Below are 16,002 nucleotides of genomic sequence, written 5' to 3'. Positions count from 1 at the left end.
TATAATCTCCTTAGATGTATGGGCACATAGCACGAACTGATGCAACGTCACTTACGTGAACCATTACACAACCGCGCAATTGACGGATACGCTTAGCAGATTTTTTGGTCAAAATGTGGCGCTTGAATGCTTGTTTGCGCTTGAAACCGTTTGCAGTCGCTTTAAAGCGTTTAGCTGCACCACGGCGAGTTTTTAACTTAGCCATAGTAACCTCTTTTGGGCACCTGTTCGGCTCGTTTGCACTATTGCAAATCGACCTGCAGGTAAGGAAGGCAGTATCATATAGCATCTGCCTTTAAAACAAAAGTAAAATGCTCATTTTTTAACAGCAACTACTTTATTTTTCTCAAACGTTATTTTCCATAATTAATTCTCAAATTATGAGAAAAATCCACAAAATCAGCGCCTATAATAGAATCAAATTATTAAATCTTTATTCTTATGAATATTCAGAATGATGCATTCGCCGCGTTACGGTATCGAGATTTCTCTATTGTGACCTTGAATCAATTTTGCTTAACACTGGCAATTTTAATTCAGGAAATTATTGTTGCTTATTCACTCTATCAAATCACTCGTGATCCCCTAACCTTGGGTTTTATTGGTTTGGCTGAAGCAATCCCATTTATCACGCTTTCTTTATGGGGTGGTTATTTTGCAGATAAACTGAATAAACAAAGCATTATGAAGGTCTGTTTATTCTTTTCCATTCCTTTACCTTTGGTTCTTTGGGGCTTATTCCATTTCCATGGCTTAGAAAAAATTGGTATTAGCACACTTTCTTGGGGCATTTATGCTGTCATATTTGCCTTAGGTACTATTCGGGGTTTTTACAATCCATCAGCAACCTCACTCAAACCCTTTTTAATTCCACGCGAGCTGTATGCAAATGGTGCCACTTGGACCACGATCGGCTGGCAAAGTGGTGTGATTATTGGGCCAATGTTGGGTGGTTTTATGTTGGCATTTCTGGGACGCGAAACGAGCCTTTTTGCAGTATCAACATTATTGGCAATCTGCTTTATTTTGATTAATTGCTTACAGAAACGAACATTCCCCAAAATGGAAACTGAGAATGTCTTACAAAGCCTAACCGATGGTTTCCGCTTTATTTGGAAAACCAAAATTGTTTTATGGGCAATCTCACTAGACTTGGTATCGGTACTCTTTGGCGGTGTGATTGCATTATTGCCCATTTTTGCCGAAGAAATCTTAAAGGTCGACCCTGAAGGTTTAGGTTATCTACGCGCCGCCCCTTCGATCGGCGCACTGATTACTATGATTGTCCTGACCAAATTCCCACCAATGCACCACGCTTGGCGGAATATGTTGTTGGCTGTCGCTGGCTTTGGTATTTTTACCATTCTGTTCGCCTTTTCAAACAATATATGGCTATCACTATTTGCCTTAGCCATGACTGGTGCTTATGACAGTGTTTCTGTCGTAGTTCGTCAAACTGTGCTACAAATTTTCCCACCTGAAAATATGCGAGGTCGAGTGGCTGCGGTAAATGGAATGTTCGTTTCATCGAGTAATGAACTCGGGGCTTTTGAATCAGGTCTGGCAGCCAAATATCTCGGAACAATCACTGCGACCATATTTGGTGGTTGTATGACGCTTGCAGTTGTAACTTACTGTTGGTTGAAAACCAGCGATTTATTTAAAGTCGATATTACTAAAGGTACTGATCATTAAAGGTTTTAGGGAAAGTCAAACTTTCCCTTTTTTCAAAAAACTCCAACATATAACACATACAACGTTAAATAACGCCCACCTTTGGCGATGGTGACAATCAATAAAAATCGCCAAAAATTTTCTTTCATCAATCCCGCAATCAAAGTAATCGGATCACCAATCACAGGTGTCCAACTCAGTAGCAGCGAATAAAAACCATATTTATGATAAATCTGTTGAGCCTGCTCTAAATGCCGCCCAGAAACAGGAAACCATTTTTTATCTTTAAAATGTTCAATTTTCAGTCCTAACCACCAGTTCACACATGAACCCAAGACATTTCCAATGGTTGCAACCAAGATCAGATAAAGTGGATTGGAAAGCCCTTGTATCAATAAGGTTATTAATACTGCTTCCGACTGTAAAGGTAATAATGTCGCAGCCCCAAAAGCAGATATAAACAACAACCAATAACTCATGAGGCAAACTTAAACACAGTAAAATATTAGACTTGGATCGATAAAGCTTTTTGTATCGCAGAACGCGCTGTTAAGCGTTCAATATAGTCTTGCACATATGGATAATCTTCAAGCTGAATGCCTTGCCATTCATAACGCAATGCCCAAGGCAAGATTGCCATATCGGCAATTGAATACTCACCCGCCACAAACTTTTGACCAATCAATTGCTTATTTAAAACAGTGTAAAGGCGCTTAGTCTCATTGATATAACGATCAATTGCATAAGGAATACGTTCAGGTGCAAATTTATTAAAATGATGATTTTGCCCTAGCATTGGACCAAACCCACCCATTTGCCACATTAACCATTGTTCCACCTCAACTCGCTCTTGTTCATCCGTAGGATAGAATAATCCAGTCTTCCGACCTAAATATTGTAGGATCGCACCTGATTCAAATACAGAAATCGGTTCACCTCGCGGTCCATTTTGATCAACAATCGCTGGAATTTTATTATTAGGAGAGATTCTTAAGAAGTCTGGTTGGAACTGATCATTTTCCAAAATATTAATTGGAAAAATTTGATAATCCAAGCCCATTTCCTCAAGTGCAATGGTTATTTTATGTCCATTGGGTGTTCCCCAATAATAAAGATCAATCATTTTAAAATTATTCTCCATACACCGTAGATAGTGGCTCTTTACACACCTTAATAGATTTAAAAAGAAACAACAAGTTCTGCAAATTAAAAATAATTTTTTATAATTATCAATTATATATAAAATTTATTTAAAAAAATAGATCTTTAACTTGAATTTTTTAAACCCAAACATATATTAATTATTGTGTTAGAAATGACGATTTTTAACATTCTGTCGATGTTTATACATGGCAGGTTTAAGTTTTATCTTCTTATTTTTAAAACTTTGCTGACCTCAGGAGGTTCTAATCATGAGTAATCTAAATCTTCATCCTTTATTTCGTCGTAGCATTGGATTTGACCGTTTAAATGATTTTATTGACTACGCCATGCAAAGTGATACACCCAATTACCCTCCATATAACATAGAGAAATCTGGTGAAAACCGTTATCGCATTGTGGTGGCTACCGCAGGTTTTAGCCTAGAGGAATTAGGACTGAGTCTAGAAAATCAGCTTCTTACCATTTCAGGTAAACCTGAGGTTGTTCAGAAAGAAACAACTGAATATCTGCATAAAGGAATCGCGCGTCGTGCCTTTAAATTGTCTTTACGCTTAGATGAACATATTGAAGTTCAACAAGCTGATTATGAGAATGGTTTATTGGTTATTGAGTTGGAACGAATCATACCAGAAGAGAAACTTCCACGCGAAATCCCAATTGGTAAGAAAAAACTTTTACTTGATCAGCCTGATTCTACAGAAAAAACTGTAAGTACTCAGTAATTATGCTTTAAATCAAAAAAGCCCTGCTATTCGAGCAGGGCTTTTTTGATGATTGGATGATTACTTTTTCTTTTTCGGACCAAGTAACATGCCCATCTGACGACCTTCCATCTTCGGCGCTTGTTCAACTACGCCAAACTCAGCAACGTCAGCTTCAATTTTTTGCAATTGAGCCAAACCAAGCTGTTGATGTGCCATCTCACGACCACGGAAACGCAAGGTAATTTTCACCTTATTCCCTTCTTCAAGGAAACGTAAAATTGCACGCAATTTTACTTGGTAATCACCTACGTCCGTTGCAGGACGTAACTTGATTTCTTTCACTTGCACTTGATGCTGTTTTTTCTTCGCATCTTTTTGCTTTTGCTTTAAGTCAAATAAGTGCTTGTTGTAGTCCATGATTTTACAAACAGGCGGTTCTGCATTAGCAACAATCTCAACAAGGTCAAGATTAGCTTCCTCAGCAGCACGTAATGCTTCAGTTAATGAAACAACACCTTTTTGTTCTCCATCTGCAGCGACGAGGCGTACTTCTTTCGCACGGATCTCTTCGTTAATTGCAGGACGGTTACTTTTAGCACCTTGTTGCTGGTTACGGTCAGGCTGTTTAATCTTTATTACTCCACAATGTACCGGCCACGTTCGGCAACGGCAGATTTCACTAGGTCAATAAATGCATCTACTGACATAGTACCTAAATTTTTTCCTGAGCGAGTACGCACATTAACAGTACCTTCTTCAACTTCTCGATCACCGAGAACTAAAAGGTAAGGAATACGCTCTAGGGTACGCTCACGAATCTTAAATCCGATTTTTTCATTTCTCAAGTCTGAAATGACACGAAGGCCATTTTCTTTGAATTTTGCGACCACTTGCTCACATGCTTCTGCTTGTGCATCGGTAATATTCATTACACACGCTTGCACAGGTGCAAGCCAAGGTGGCATGAAACCAGCATAATGTTCAATTAGTATACCAATAAATCGCTCAAAACTACCAAGAATTGCACGATGCAACATGACTGGCTGATCACGATCATTGTCTTCAGTGACATAAGACGCATCTAAGCGAATTGGTAAGTTGAAGTCACATTGAATCGTACCGCACTGCCATACACGGCCTAAGCAATCTTTCAATGAAAATTCAATTTTCGGACCATAGAATGCACCTTCACCAGGTTGCAAATCCCAAGCCAAGCCTGCGTTATCTAAAGCATCCGCCAAAGATTTTTCAGCCAAATCCCAAAGTGCATCATCACCGACACGTTTTTCAGGACGTGTAGAAAGTTTCATTTGCACTTCTTCAAAGCCGAAGTCTTTATAAACATCTAAAGTCAGCTTAATAAAGTCAGCAACTTCTTGACCAATTTGTTCTTTGGTACAGAAAATATGTGCATCATCTTGGGTAAATCCACGAACACGCATAATCCCGTGTAAAGAACCTGATGGCTCATTACGATGACAAGAACCAAACTCAGCCAAACGAATTGGTAAATCACGGTAAGATTTCAAACCTTGGTTAAACACTTGTACATGACAAGGACAGTTCATTGGCTTAACAGCATAGTTACGACTCTCTGAATGAGTCGTAAACATGTTATCTGCGTAGTTGGCTGCATGACCAGATTTTTCCCAAAGCGTAAAATCGACGATTTGCGGCGTTTTAATCTCTAGGTAGCCATTGTCTTGCTGAACTTTACGCATGTATTGCTCAAGCACTTGGTAGATTGTCCAACCATTTGGATGCCAGAACACCATACCCGGTGCTTCTTCTTGCATATGGAATAAATCTAAAGCTTTACCGATTTTACGATGGTCACGCTTTTCCGCTTCTTCAATACGTTTGATATATGAAGCTAACTGTTTTTTATCAGCCCAAGCCGTACCATAAATACGTTGAAGCTGTTCATTCTTCGCATCACCACGCCAGTAAGCACCAGAGATTTTTGTGAGCTTGAATGATTTTAAGAATTTAGTGTTTGGTACGTGCGGACCACGGCACATATCCAAATAATCTTGATGGTAGTACAAGCCCATTTGTGTTTCATTCGGCATGTCTGCGATCAAGCGCAATTTGTATTCTTCGCCACGTGCTGTGAATTCTGCAATCACCTCATCACGTGGTGTCATTTTTTTGATGACATCATAATCTTGATCGATGAGCTTTTTCATACGCTCTTCAATCGCTGCCATATCATCTAAAGTAAAAGGACGTGGCATCCAGATGTCATAGTAGAAACCTTCTTCAATGACTGGACCAATTACCATTTTTGCTTCTGGAAACAGCTGCTTAACAGCGTGACCAACGAGATGTGCGCAAGAGTGACGAATAATTTCTACGCCTTCTTCATCTTTAGGCGTAATAATTTGCACAGTTGCATCTTCGGTAATCAAGTCTGAAGCATCGACTAGACGATCATTAACACGACCTGCTACGGTATTTTTCGCAAGACCCGGACCAATGCTTAATGCAACGTCCATCACAGATACGGTTTGATCAAACTGTTTTTGATCGCCATTTGGCAAAGTGATAATTGGCATAATAAAATCCTTAAGGAGTGATGCCCTATACGAAGGAGCATATCACCGCGAGATTATGTATTGAGGCGAACCTCAAAAGATAAAAAACGGCGGATAAAAAAGTATTCAAGATTTTACACAGGTTTAGTTGAGGATGAAACCTTTGAATCATAAAAACCTAGATTGATTAAGCTTCATCTCCGACTAAAGCCTAAATGATTTAGACTGAATGACACACTATGTTGATATAGATATAAATGAAAAAAACACAAATGGAGCAAACACATGGTTAGTGCATATGATGAATTACCGAGAACCCCTGCAAATTTCGTTGCTTTATCACCTTTACGTTATTTAGAACGTGCTGCTTATATTTATCCATACCAAGCCGCCATTATTCATGGGGAACATCAAATCACATGGCAACAAAGCTATCAACGTTGTCGCCAGTTTGCACATCAGCTCACTCAGTTAGGAATTCAAAAGAATGATACCGTTTCGGTACTCTTGCCGAATGTACCTGCAATGATTGAAGCACATTTCGCTGTACCAATGGCAGGTGCAGTACTCAATACGCTGAATACTCGTCTCGATGCCAAAACCATTGCTTTTATGTTGGCTCATGCAGAATCAAAAGTTCTTTTGGTCGATCCAGAATTCAGATCACTTGCTGAAGAAGCATTAACGCTGATCTCTCAAGATATTATTGTGATTGATGTATTTGATCAGGAATACGAAGGTGAGCAAATTGCACTTGGGCAATATGAATATGAATCGTGGTTAGCTGAAGGCAATCCTGAATTTGAATGGCTACTTCCACAAGATGAATGGGATGCGATTAGTCTGAATTACACTTCAGGCACCACAGGCAATCCAAAAGGTGTGGTTTATCACCATCGTGGTGCTTATCTCAATGCGGCCAGTAATATTTTGGCATGTGGTATGAAACCTCGTGCGGTTTATCTATGGACACTACCACTATTTCACTGTAATGGTTGGTGTTTTGCATGGTCAATTGCAGCTAGTGGCGGCACCAATATTTGCTTACGTCGAGTTGATCCAGTTTTAATTTTTAAATATATCGCTGAACACAAAGTCGATTATTTCTGCGGTGCGCCAATTGTCTTATCCATGCTCATCAATACTCCAGCAGAACAAAAAACAGCTTTCAACCACCATGTTGAAGTCATGGTTGCTGGAGCTGCCCCGCCCGTTGCGATTATTGAAGGTATGCGCCATATTGGAATTAATGTTAATCATGTCTATGGTTTGACAGAAACCTATGGCCCATCGGCATTATGTGCTTCGCAAGCAGGATGGAGTGACTTATCTATTCAAGAACAGGCTCAACTTCATTCACGCCAAGGTGTTCCTTATCCACTCCAAGACAGTATGCGAGTACTTGATCCTGAAACGATGCAACCCGTACCGAATGATGGACAAACCATGGGCGAAATTATGTTCCGTGGTAATATCGTGATGAAAGGTTATCTCAAAAATCCACAAGCGACTGAAGAAGCTTTTAAAGGTGGTTGGTTTCATACAGGAGATCTAGCCGTTTGCCATCCTGATGGTTATGCCAAAATTACTGATCGCTCTAAAGATATTATCATTTCAGGTGGCGAAAATATTTCATCGCTCGAAGTCGAAGATGTACTTTACCGCCACCCTGCTGTACTCACCGCCGCAGTGGTCGCAAAACCTGATGAACGTTGGCAAGAAGTGCCTTGTGCATTTATTGAGTTGAAGCAAGGTGCATCTGCTTCCGCAGAAGAAATTATTGCACATTGCCAAAAAGAACTGGCTCGCTTTAAAGTTCCCAAAGATGTCGTGATTACTGAGATTCCAAAAACATCAACAGGCAAATTACAAAAATTTATTTTAAGAGAGTGGGCAAAAGAACGAGCTAGCGTTTCGTTTGAGAATTAATGCCTAAAAATAAAAAGAAGTTTCAACTGAAACTTCTTTTTGGCTTTAACCTTGATCAGATAACAAGGCGACTTGCTGTACATAGTTCACAAATTTGAGCTTGGATGCGGCAAGTTCTTCTTCACTCACCTGCTGTTTGATATCACGATGAATGCGTAAAACATGCTGACGCAAAGTATGGCGTTCAGAAGCATTAAACACTTTACTAAACTCATTAATGATTGGATCACCTTGATCAATCATTCGATCTACCCAACGCATCAATTGCATTTGTTTTTTAGCACCTTGTTGCGGTGTCAAATAAGATAAAATCGTGGTTTCATTTTCATTACGCAATAACTTACCAACACGTTGAAACTGACGACGACGTGCTTCAAATGAACTGATCTTCTGCACTTCAAGTAATGCATCAATCAAACGCTCATCGACAGGAAGCTTTTGAATTTGTTTTGGATTGAGTTGAGCCAATTGCTCACCTAAAGCAGCCATACGTTGCACAGCTTTTTTTTGCTCGGTTCTACTCGCACGTCCTTCTAATGACTCAAAATCTTCATCTGTATAACGTTGTTGGGTACCACGTGCCACGATTACTCTGCCTCATAAAATTTTGCTGCAAACAGCGTTTGAATTTCTTCCAGTGCTTTTTCTTCATCAGCACCATCAATCACCAATCTTAATGTTGTGCCTTTACCAGCACCCAACATCAACAATGACATAATATTTTTTGCATCAACCAATTTATCACCCTTGCCGATTTGTATCGAAGAGCTAAATTTGGTTGTGACTTCAATCAGTTTACCAGATGCACGCGCATGTAAGCCGAGTTTATTAATTACATCAATTGTTGTGTCTATCATGACCAGTGCTTCATTTCTCTATGTAAGATTTGGACAGTCCATTTTGCCTTAAGAGCCTGTTTGAGTCTATCCACGATATAAACTGAACGATGTTGCCCACCTGTACATCCCACTGAAATGGTCATGTAATGTCGATGCCCTTCCGCAAAAGCTGGCAACCATTTTTCCAAGAAGTTATAAATATCGGTAAACATTTCATTGGTTTGCTGATTGCTTTCTAAAAAACGGCAGACGGGATCATCCAACCCAGAAAGACGACGCAACTCTAAATCCCAATGCGGATTAGGTAAATGACGCACATCAAATACATAATCGGCATCAAGCGGAATGCCATGTTTATAGCCAAAGGATTGTAGAATCACAATCAACTTGTCTGACTGCCCCAGTTTGGTCAGCAGGATATGCTTTAAATCATGGACACTTTTATCTGTGGTATCAATATGCACGGTGGAACGAAACTGGATCGGTATCAGCAACTGTTTTTCTTCCTGTATGCACTGCAACAGGCTATTAAAACGATTTGCTAAGGGATGTGGTCTACGCGAAGAACTAAACCGTGCAACTAAGTCCTGATCTTGCGTGGTTAAATAAATGACATCCACGGTACCATGTTTTTTTAATTGTTCAAAAACATGATCGAACTCTTGCATATCGGCACGAGTACTCCGAATATCCACACCTAATGCCAACTGCTCTAAATTATTTTCATGATCCAGTTTAGCTACAATTTCAGGCAATAATGCCAAAGGTAAATTATCTATACAATAATAGCCCAAATCTTCAAGCACCTGTAATGCAGATGATTTTCCTGAACCTGACTGTCCTGTCACGATAAGAATACGCTTCATCGCATATCGCCCTTTAATTTATTTTATGTTTTGAAATTAATGTGTAAATTATCAATCAAACGTGTTGAACCCAATTTAGCCGCAATAAATAAAACTAAATCACGATCAAACTCTTCAATTGGTTGCAAATTAGGTTGACGAGCTTCTACATAATCCACAACAAATCCAGCTTGTGTCAATTCCGTTGAGATATTTGCTAACACTTGCGAAAGTGATTGCCCCTCTCCCAATCCAACCTCAGCTTGTTTTAACAACTGATAAATTTTTGGCGCAATACTTCTTTGCTCTTCAGACAAATAACCATTGCGTGAACTTAAAGCCAAACCATCTGCTGCTCGTACAATTGGTACGCCGATGACTTCTAATGGAATATTTAAATCCTGCACCAACTGACGAATTACAGCCAATTGTTGATAATCTTTTTCTCCAAAAAAAGCATAATCAGGTTGTACAATATTGAATAGTTTAGTAACAACAACCGCCACGCCATCAAAATGACCTGGACGCGATTGACCACATAAATCATTGGTAATTTGACTAACACTAATATTGGTTAAACGAGGCTGCTTGCCATACATTTGATCGACAGAAGGGGCAAAAATAATGTCACACCCTACATCTGCCAACAAACGACTATCTTGTTCTAAGGTACGAGGATAGCTATCAAAATCTTCACCCGCACCAAACTGGATTGGGTTAACAAAAATACTCACCACCACGACATCACAGATTTTTTTTGCAGCACGCACCAAAGTCAAATGACCTTCATGCAAATTCCCCATAGTTGGCACAAAACCAATTAATTTTTTTGTTGTTCTTGCCGGTGCTAATGATGCGGTTAAGCCTTGTATTGTTGTTTCTGTTTTCATGAGTTAGAGCTCAACTTGAAAAGTGTGTTCTTTCGCTGGAAATGATTGATTTTGAACAGCAGCATGATACGATTTAAACGCATCTATAATTGCGGTTTCGCCCGCTTGTTCTTTCATAAAATTACGCACAAAACGCGCAACGCGACCAAAAGTTAAACCAAGCATGTCTTGTACCACCAAAACTTGTCCATCAGTTTCATTGCCTGCACCAATACCAATCACTGGAGTATTAGGAAATAGTTCAGCAATTTCCTTGCCTAACTGAGCTGGAACACACTCTAATAATAATACCGCAGCACCTGCATCAACCACAGCTTGGCAATCCGCAATTAATTGATCTGCTGCTTCACGCGTTCGTGCTTGAAGTTTATAGCCGCCGAATACGTGTACTGATTGTGGCGTTAAACCCAAATGCACACAGACAGGAATACCATTACGTGTCAAAACTTGGACTAATTTACTTAACCAAGCACCGCCTTCAATCTTGACCATTTGTGCGCCTACTTGCATCACGGCTTTGGCATTTTTTAGACCATCTTCAAGCGTTGCATAACTCATAAATGGTAGATCAGTCATAATTAAGGCGTGCGAATTACCACGACGTACAGCTGCTGTATGATAAGCCATATCTTCAACTGTCACAGGAAGTGTGGAATCTCTTCCTTGAATCGCCATTCCTAGAGAATCACCAATTAAAATTGTATCAATTTCAGCCAATTCCATCGCTTTAGCCATACTTGCATCGTAACAAGTAAGACATGAGAACTTACGTCCATCAGCTTTAAATTTTCTTAAGTCACTTAGACTAATCATGATGATATCCTCTGCAGGCATTTCCAGAACGAAACAATCTTACGCAGTTGCCCAAGATTGATCTGCGATTACAGTTAAGTTTGCTTGCTGCACTAGTTCTAAATCTTTTAATGAGTGCCCATTTAAGTGTAAATGAGCATCTAAATCTAATAAGGGAAGGATCACAAAATCACGCTCTAAAATACCAATATGTGGTACGGTCAAACGTTCATTTTGAATCTGCTCTTGACCATAAATCAATAGATCCAAATCAAGCGTGCGCTCTCCCCATCGCCTTAAACGAATACGACCTGCTTCTTGCTCAAATTGTTGTAATTGGTCTAATAAGGCAAGTGCTTCAAGTGTCGTGTCCAATTGAACAACGGCATTTAGATAATTTGGCTGGTCCTGAGGACCCATCGGCGGACTTTGATAAAGCCTTGAAACTTTTACCGAACCTAAACTAGCCAACTTCACAACAGCTTCGCTAAGAATCTGTTGTGAATCGCCTAAGTTACTGCCTAAACCGATATAGGTACGAATAGTCATTGCGTCGGTCCAAAAACCACTTGGCTGAGATCACGTTGTACACGCTTACGCTTAAGGATCGGATGATCTGCATTGATTTGTCCTGAAACGGCAGTCGCTTTTTCAATAAAACGGCTAGTTGATTCATCTGCTCTAACACGTTCTTTCTTGGCACGGCGGCTTCTAGGCTCAGGGACATTGACCAAAGGCTCAATCTCAGTGGTCTTTGGCTCATCAACTTCAACTGTCTTACGGCGTGTTTTACTACGTTGACGGTTGTATTGACGAATTGCGACTTCTTTTTGATCGATTGACATTTCTTGGTAAGCTTCCCACCAAATACCCATGCCTTCGGTACTGCTATCACCTGATTTCTCACGTAACAACAAGAAGTCAAAGCCTGCACGAAAACGTGCATGTCCAGCTAAAGCTTCAATTTGCTGTGGTTTTGGATTGAGCAAACGGGTTTGCATTTCCCATACTTCACGAATAAAAGTTTCAGCAAAACGAGGAATAATGGTACGTGTGGCTTGACGTTTCAATACATCTAAACCAGCTTGGGCACGTGCTTCAGCAGGAACAACACCTTTATTTAAATAAAAATCACAACGCTCTAAGAAAGGCTTCCATAACAATACTGCATAAAAAAATGCGGGATTAATGGTCTTACCAATTTGAATTCGTTGATCAGTATTTTTAGCTGCACGTTCGATGAAAGCTGTTAGATTTGGAGGAATTTCAGCAAATAATTGCTTCCAAACACCAAACTCAATCAGCATCGGCAAAACGCGTGCAAGATGTCCCATCGTAAATAATTTTTGAGACTCATCGTATAATCGATGAGGTGAAACGTCACGCAACAGTTGGGTCATTTCAACATCAAAAACATCAAGAATGGATTGATCAATTTGGAAGTTAAGTTTCGCAGCAAAACGTAAAGCACGTAACATCCGAACGGGATCTTCTTCAAATCGCTGGGCAGGCTCACCTAGAAAACGCAAAGTACGCGTTTTAATATCATCAACTGCATGACAAAAATCTAGCACGATCGCTTGGCGCGGTTGATAATACAAAGTATTAATTGAGAAATCTCGACGCGCAAAATCTTGCTCAATTGTTCCCCAATTATTATCTCGCAAGATCATACCAGAAGCACTGGTGACTGCTTTTTTGGGAGGAGCGCGGAAAGTTGCGACTTCAATCAGTTCGCGACCAGAATAAACATGTGCTAATTCGAAACGTCGACCAATAATTCGGCAACGTCGACCAAAAACTTCTTTCACTTGTGCTGGTGTTGCATTGGTGACAGCATCAAAATCCTTAGGATTAAGACCTAACATCATATCGCGAACACCGCCGCCCACAATATATGCCTCATAGCCCGCTTTCGTTAGGCTATCGATTACATCTAATATTGAAGAAGGGAGTTGGGCTGTGGACAAACCACATTTTGACGCACGCAAAGTTTGCAAAAGACACTGTCTCCTACGTCAGGACGTAAATAACAATTTGTCGCTAATCATAGCTCTAACACACTCAAAGGGCAATTTATTCTGTTGAAGTTTCAACAGATCAGTGTGTTTTAATTGCAATATCATCTTTATTTTTATCCTATAATGCTAAGCGTGCTTTATTTTTTTCAAGTAATTTTGGACCAATTCCTTTGACATTGACCAACTCATCTACCGTTTTAAAACCACCATTCTTTTGGCGATATTCCACAATAGCCTGAGCCTTTTTCTCACCAACGCCATTTAAAGTCTGTAACTGCTGTAAATTTGCTTGGTTCAAACTAATCTTATCGCCCTGAATATTGGTAGAGGATGAAACTTGCTGGGAGCTTTTCTGTGGCGTAGGTCTTGATAAATAATAATTATTGTTAGGCTGCTTCGCTAATTGCTGATCACGTGCTTGTTGTTGAGCTTTCCATTTTTCATAGGATTGATCAAATGGCTGTGCACTCACATAAACAAAGCAGCTTAAAAATATAAAAATAAATAGAACAAAGTTATGTTTGCTGCGTGGTTGCGGCAAATTCATTGGATTTCCCCTGAAGTTTTAAGTGTCGTTTTGCTTGCTCCCAGAGTTCATCCATTTCTGCCAAACTCATTTCTTGCAAGTCTTTATTTTGTCTTTGTGCTTGTTGTTCAATATATGCAAATCGGCTTCTAAATTTATGAATCGTTGCCAATAATGCAGTCTCACTCGACACGCCAATTTTACGTCCTATGTTAATTAAAGAAAATAGGCAATCTCCAAATTCTTCTTGTATTTCATCAGTTTTTTGAGTTTTTATTGCCTGTTGTAATTCCTCTAATTCCTCATTTAACTTTCCATAAGCATCTTCAACTGTTTCAAAATCAAAACCTAGCTGCGCTGCTTTTTTTTGAATCTCATGTGCCTGTACCAATGCTGGCGCATGTTTCACGTCATCTAGTCGAGATTGAGCCTTACCTTGTTTTTCTTGTTGCTTAATTTGTTTCCATAGTTCACTGACTTGTTCTGGATCTAAATTTTGATATTTTTCAGCTTGAAATACATGTGGATGACGACGAATTAATTTTTCACTAATTGCATCTACCACATCATGAAAGTTAAATGCGCCTTGTTCACTATACATCTGAGATTGGAACACGACCTGCAATAACAAATCGCCTAACTCATTACGAATTTCATTTAGATCGCCCTCTCGAATCGCAGCTTCTACCTCATAAGCCTCTTCGATCGCATAACGTGTCAAACTATTTGGTGTTTGTTGTTGATCCCATGGACACTTTTGTCTTAATTCGTGCATGATTTCTAATAACTTTTCCATGAATTCCTCCAAATACACCAAAATGTTGCAGCTTGAACCTGCTTATGCGTAATATACGCCGATTAAAGAAATATGATAAAGCAAGGGAAAGCAATGCAACATAGCGTATTTATTAGCGGTGCAGCACAAGGAATTGGTGCTGAGATTGCACGTATCTTTCATCGTCATGGTTACAAAGTCGGTATTTATGATATTAATGATGAGCAAGCGCTTCGTTTAGCCAACGAACTTGGTGAAAATGCTAAAGCGGGTTATTTAGATGTCAGTAACTTTCGTCAGTGGAAAATAGCACTACAAGATTTTAAAAATTGGGCAGGCGAACTGAATATTTTAATTAACAACGCTGGAATCTTATACTCTGGTGCATTTGAAGAGACGTCAATTCAATCCCATCATAGCACTGTGGATATCAATATCAAAGGAGTTCTGAATGGTTGCCATGCTGGGTTACCCCATCTAGAAAAAGCGAGTTTTGCCCGTGTAATTAATCTTTCTTCAGCTTCAGCAATTTATGGACAAGCTGATTTAGCCTCATATTCAGCAAGTAAGTTTGCTGTTCGTGGTTTAACAGAAGCCTTAGATGTAGAGTGGCAAAAATATAATATTCGTGTACTCGATGTAATGCCTTTATTTGTACAAACCAATATGGTGAAGAATATGGATGCGGGTAGTATTCAAAATATTGGCGTTGATTTAACCCCCGCTGATGTAGCAAAACAAGTATTACATCTAGCACAACAAAAAGATCATGCCCTGATCCCGACCCATACTCCTGTAGGTATCAAAACTAAGCTGATGTATCAATTGTCGAGTATTAGCCCACAGTTTTTAAATCGGCTGACTAATATTTTTCTATCAAAAAGATAAATTAAAAGATTCATTCAAATAATATTTGAATGAATCAAAATAAATATTATGTTTCAAAAACTTATACTAATAAAAAAATCTTTTACTTTATAAAATAAAAATATTTATTAAATATCTCCTTAAATCCCTGTTAATTATTTATAACTTTTTGTATATTTGCATAATTTTTGATACATTTTGTATTTTTACAGGGGTTTATATGTCATCTTTATTATTAAAACCAAAGCTTTCACTCTTATTCATCAGTTGCATAAGTTTATCGATTTCTGGTTTAACAACTCAAGCACATGCTGGTTTATTTGATAACTATACGGATACGGCTCAGAATTTTCGTTCATCATTAGACTTCCTTCATAAATCATTTTTCAATCAATTTAATTGTTTATCTTTCACCCAATCTAAATTGTATATGCCAGCA

At 39.1% G+C, this 16,002-nt stretch carries 18 protein-coding genes and 1 pseudogene; 5 read left to right on the top strand and 14 right to left on the bottom strand.

The window, feature by feature from the left end; all coding sequences use genetic code 11:
• Nucleotides 1-10: 10 nt before the first annotated feature.
• Nucleotides 11-205 (bottom strand): 50S ribosomal protein L35, encoded by a 195-nt coding sequence (gene rpmI / locus CDG59_RS12675; RefSeq protein WP_004637967.1) that lies wholly within the window; start codon nucleotides 203-205, stop codon nucleotides 11-13.
• Between the two features lie 236 nt (nucleotides 206-441).
• On the opposite strand from rpmI, the gene CDG59_RS12670 reads away from it, so the two are divergent.
• Complete coding sequence (locus CDG59_RS12670; RefSeq protein WP_087545621.1) at nucleotides 442-1,695, top strand: MFS transporter; 1,254 nt, start codon at nucleotides 442-444, stop codon at nucleotides 1,693-1,695.
• 32 nt (nucleotides 1,696-1,727) lie between these two features.
• Here the strand turns inward: CDG59_RS12670 and CDG59_RS12665 are convergent, their stop codons facing one another.
• A complete protein-coding gene (locus CDG59_RS12665) occupies nucleotides 1,728-2,153 on the bottom strand; it encodes a YqaA family protein (RefSeq protein ID WP_087545620.1) in 426 nt (141 codons plus the stop codon).
• A gap of 26 nt (nucleotides 2,154-2,179) precedes the next feature.
• On the bottom strand, nucleotides 2,180-2,797 hold the full coding sequence (locus CDG59_RS12660; protein WP_087545619.1) for a glutathione S-transferase N-terminal domain-containing protein: 618 nt from the start codon (nucleotides 2,795-2,797) through the stop codon (nucleotides 2,180-2,182).
• Nucleotides 2,798-3,086: 289 nt separating this feature from the next.
• On the opposite strand from CDG59_RS12660, the gene CDG59_RS12655 reads away from it, so the two are divergent.
• Entirely contained in the window at nucleotides 3,087-3,560 is a 474-nt protein-coding gene (locus tag CDG59_RS12655; protein ID WP_087545618.1) for an Hsp20 family protein, read from the top strand.
• A gap of 60 nt (nucleotides 3,561-3,620) precedes the next feature.
• Here the strand turns inward: CDG59_RS12655 and infC are convergent, their stop codons facing one another.
• Nucleotides 3,621-4,172 carry a translation initiation factor IF-3 gene (gene infC / locus CDG59_RS12650; protein WP_081399795.1) on the bottom strand — a complete coding sequence of 184 codons (552 nt, stop codon included), beginning with the start codon at nucleotides 4,170-4,172 and terminating at the stop codon, nucleotides 3,621-3,623.
• Nucleotides 4,173-4,177: 5 nt separating this feature from the next.
• Nucleotides 4,178-6,100 carry a threonine--tRNA ligase gene (gene thrS, locus CDG59_RS12645; protein WP_087545616.1) on the bottom strand — a complete coding sequence of 641 codons (1,923 nt, stop codon included), beginning with the start codon at nucleotides 6,098-6,100 and terminating at the stop codon, nucleotides 4,178-4,180.
• A gap of 264 nt (nucleotides 6,101-6,364) precedes the next feature.
• Between thrS and CDG59_RS12640 the strand changes: the two genes are divergently transcribed.
• Nucleotides 6,365-8,008, top strand: coding sequence for an acyl-CoA synthetase (locus tag CDG59_RS12640; RefSeq protein WP_087545615.1), 1,644 nt, complete (start codon nucleotides 6,365-6,367; stop codon nucleotides 8,006-8,008).
• Nucleotides 8,009-8,053: 45 nt separating this feature from the next.
• Here the strand turns inward: CDG59_RS12640 and yjgA are convergent, their stop codons facing one another.
• The 9 genes from yjgA to mazG form a co-directional block, all read right to left on the bottom strand.
• Nucleotides 8,054-8,593, bottom strand: coding sequence for a ribosome biogenesis factor YjgA (gene yjgA, locus CDG59_RS12635; RefSeq protein WP_005164369.1), 540 nt, complete (start codon nucleotides 8,591-8,593; stop codon nucleotides 8,054-8,056).
• A 2-nt stretch (nucleotides 8,594-8,595) separates the two neighbouring features.
• The gene (locus tag CDG59_RS12630) at nucleotides 8,596-8,865 is read right to left on the bottom strand and encodes an HPr family phosphocarrier protein (protein ID WP_087545614.1); all 270 of its coding nucleotides are present in this window, start codon (nucleotides 8,863-8,865) and stop codon (nucleotides 8,596-8,598) included.
• Nucleotides 8,862-9,713 carry an RNase adapter RapZ gene (rapZ, locus tag CDG59_RS12625; RefSeq protein WP_087545613.1) on the bottom strand — a complete coding sequence of 284 codons (852 nt, stop codon included), beginning with the start codon at nucleotides 9,711-9,713 and terminating at the stop codon, nucleotides 8,862-8,864. The genes CDG59_RS12630 and rapZ overlap by 4 nt, the downstream gene beginning before the upstream one ends.
• A 23-nt stretch (nucleotides 9,714-9,736) precedes the next feature.
• Entirely contained in the window at nucleotides 9,737-10,582 is an 846-nt protein-coding gene (panC, locus tag CDG59_RS12620; protein WP_005164365.1) for a pantoate--beta-alanine ligase, read from the bottom strand.
• 3 nt (nucleotides 10,583-10,585) lie between these two features.
• On the bottom strand, nucleotides 10,586-11,395 hold the full coding sequence (gene panB, locus CDG59_RS12615) for a 3-methyl-2-oxobutanoate hydroxymethyltransferase (RefSeq protein WP_087545612.1): 810 nt from the start codon (nucleotides 11,393-11,395) through the stop codon (nucleotides 10,586-10,588).
• A gap of 39 nt (nucleotides 11,396-11,434) precedes the next feature.
• The gene (gene folK / locus CDG59_RS12610; RefSeq protein ID WP_087545610.1) at nucleotides 11,435-11,923 is read right to left on the bottom strand and encodes a 2-amino-4-hydroxy-6-hydroxymethyldihydropteridine diphosphokinase; all 489 of its coding nucleotides are present in this window, start codon (nucleotides 11,921-11,923) and stop codon (nucleotides 11,435-11,437) included.
• On the bottom strand, nucleotides 11,920-13,374 hold the full coding sequence (pcnB, locus tag CDG59_RS12605; RefSeq protein ID WP_087545609.1) for a polynucleotide adenylyltransferase PcnB: 1,455 nt from the start codon (nucleotides 13,372-13,374) through the stop codon (nucleotides 11,920-11,922). The genes folK and pcnB overlap by 4 nt, the downstream gene beginning before the upstream one ends.
• A gap of 139 nt (nucleotides 13,375-13,513) precedes the next feature.
• Nucleotides 13,514-13,942 carry a ComEA family DNA-binding protein gene (locus CDG59_RS12600; RefSeq protein WP_087545608.1) on the bottom strand — a complete coding sequence of 143 codons (429 nt, stop codon included), beginning with the start codon at nucleotides 13,940-13,942 and terminating at the stop codon, nucleotides 13,514-13,516.
• A complete protein-coding gene (mazG, locus tag CDG59_RS12595) occupies nucleotides 13,911-14,717 on the bottom strand; it encodes a nucleoside triphosphate pyrophosphohydrolase (protein WP_087545607.1) in 807 nt (268 codons plus the stop codon). The genes CDG59_RS12600 and mazG overlap by 32 nt, the downstream gene beginning before the upstream one ends.
• A 93-nt stretch (nucleotides 14,718-14,810) precedes the next feature.
• On the opposite strand from mazG, the gene CDG59_RS12590 reads away from it, so the two are divergent.
• Together CDG59_RS12590 and CDG59_RS15535 are read left to right on the top strand one after the other, a co-directional pair.
• The gene (locus CDG59_RS12590; RefSeq protein ID WP_087545606.1) at nucleotides 14,811-15,584 is read left to right on the top strand and encodes an SDR family oxidoreductase; all 774 of its coding nucleotides are present in this window, start codon (nucleotides 14,811-14,813) and stop codon (nucleotides 15,582-15,584) included.
• Nucleotides 15,585-15,783: 199 nt separating this feature from the next.
• Nucleotides 15,784-16,002: pseudogene (locus tag CDG59_RS15535) on the top strand (hypothetical protein); the annotation flags it as partial.

The sequence above is a fragment of the Acinetobacter sp. WCHA29 genome (assembly GCF_002165335.1).
GTDB lineage: Bacteria > Pseudomonadota > Gammaproteobacteria > Pseudomonadales > Moraxellaceae > Acinetobacter.
This window is presented reverse-complemented; position numbering and strand designations above follow the sequence as displayed.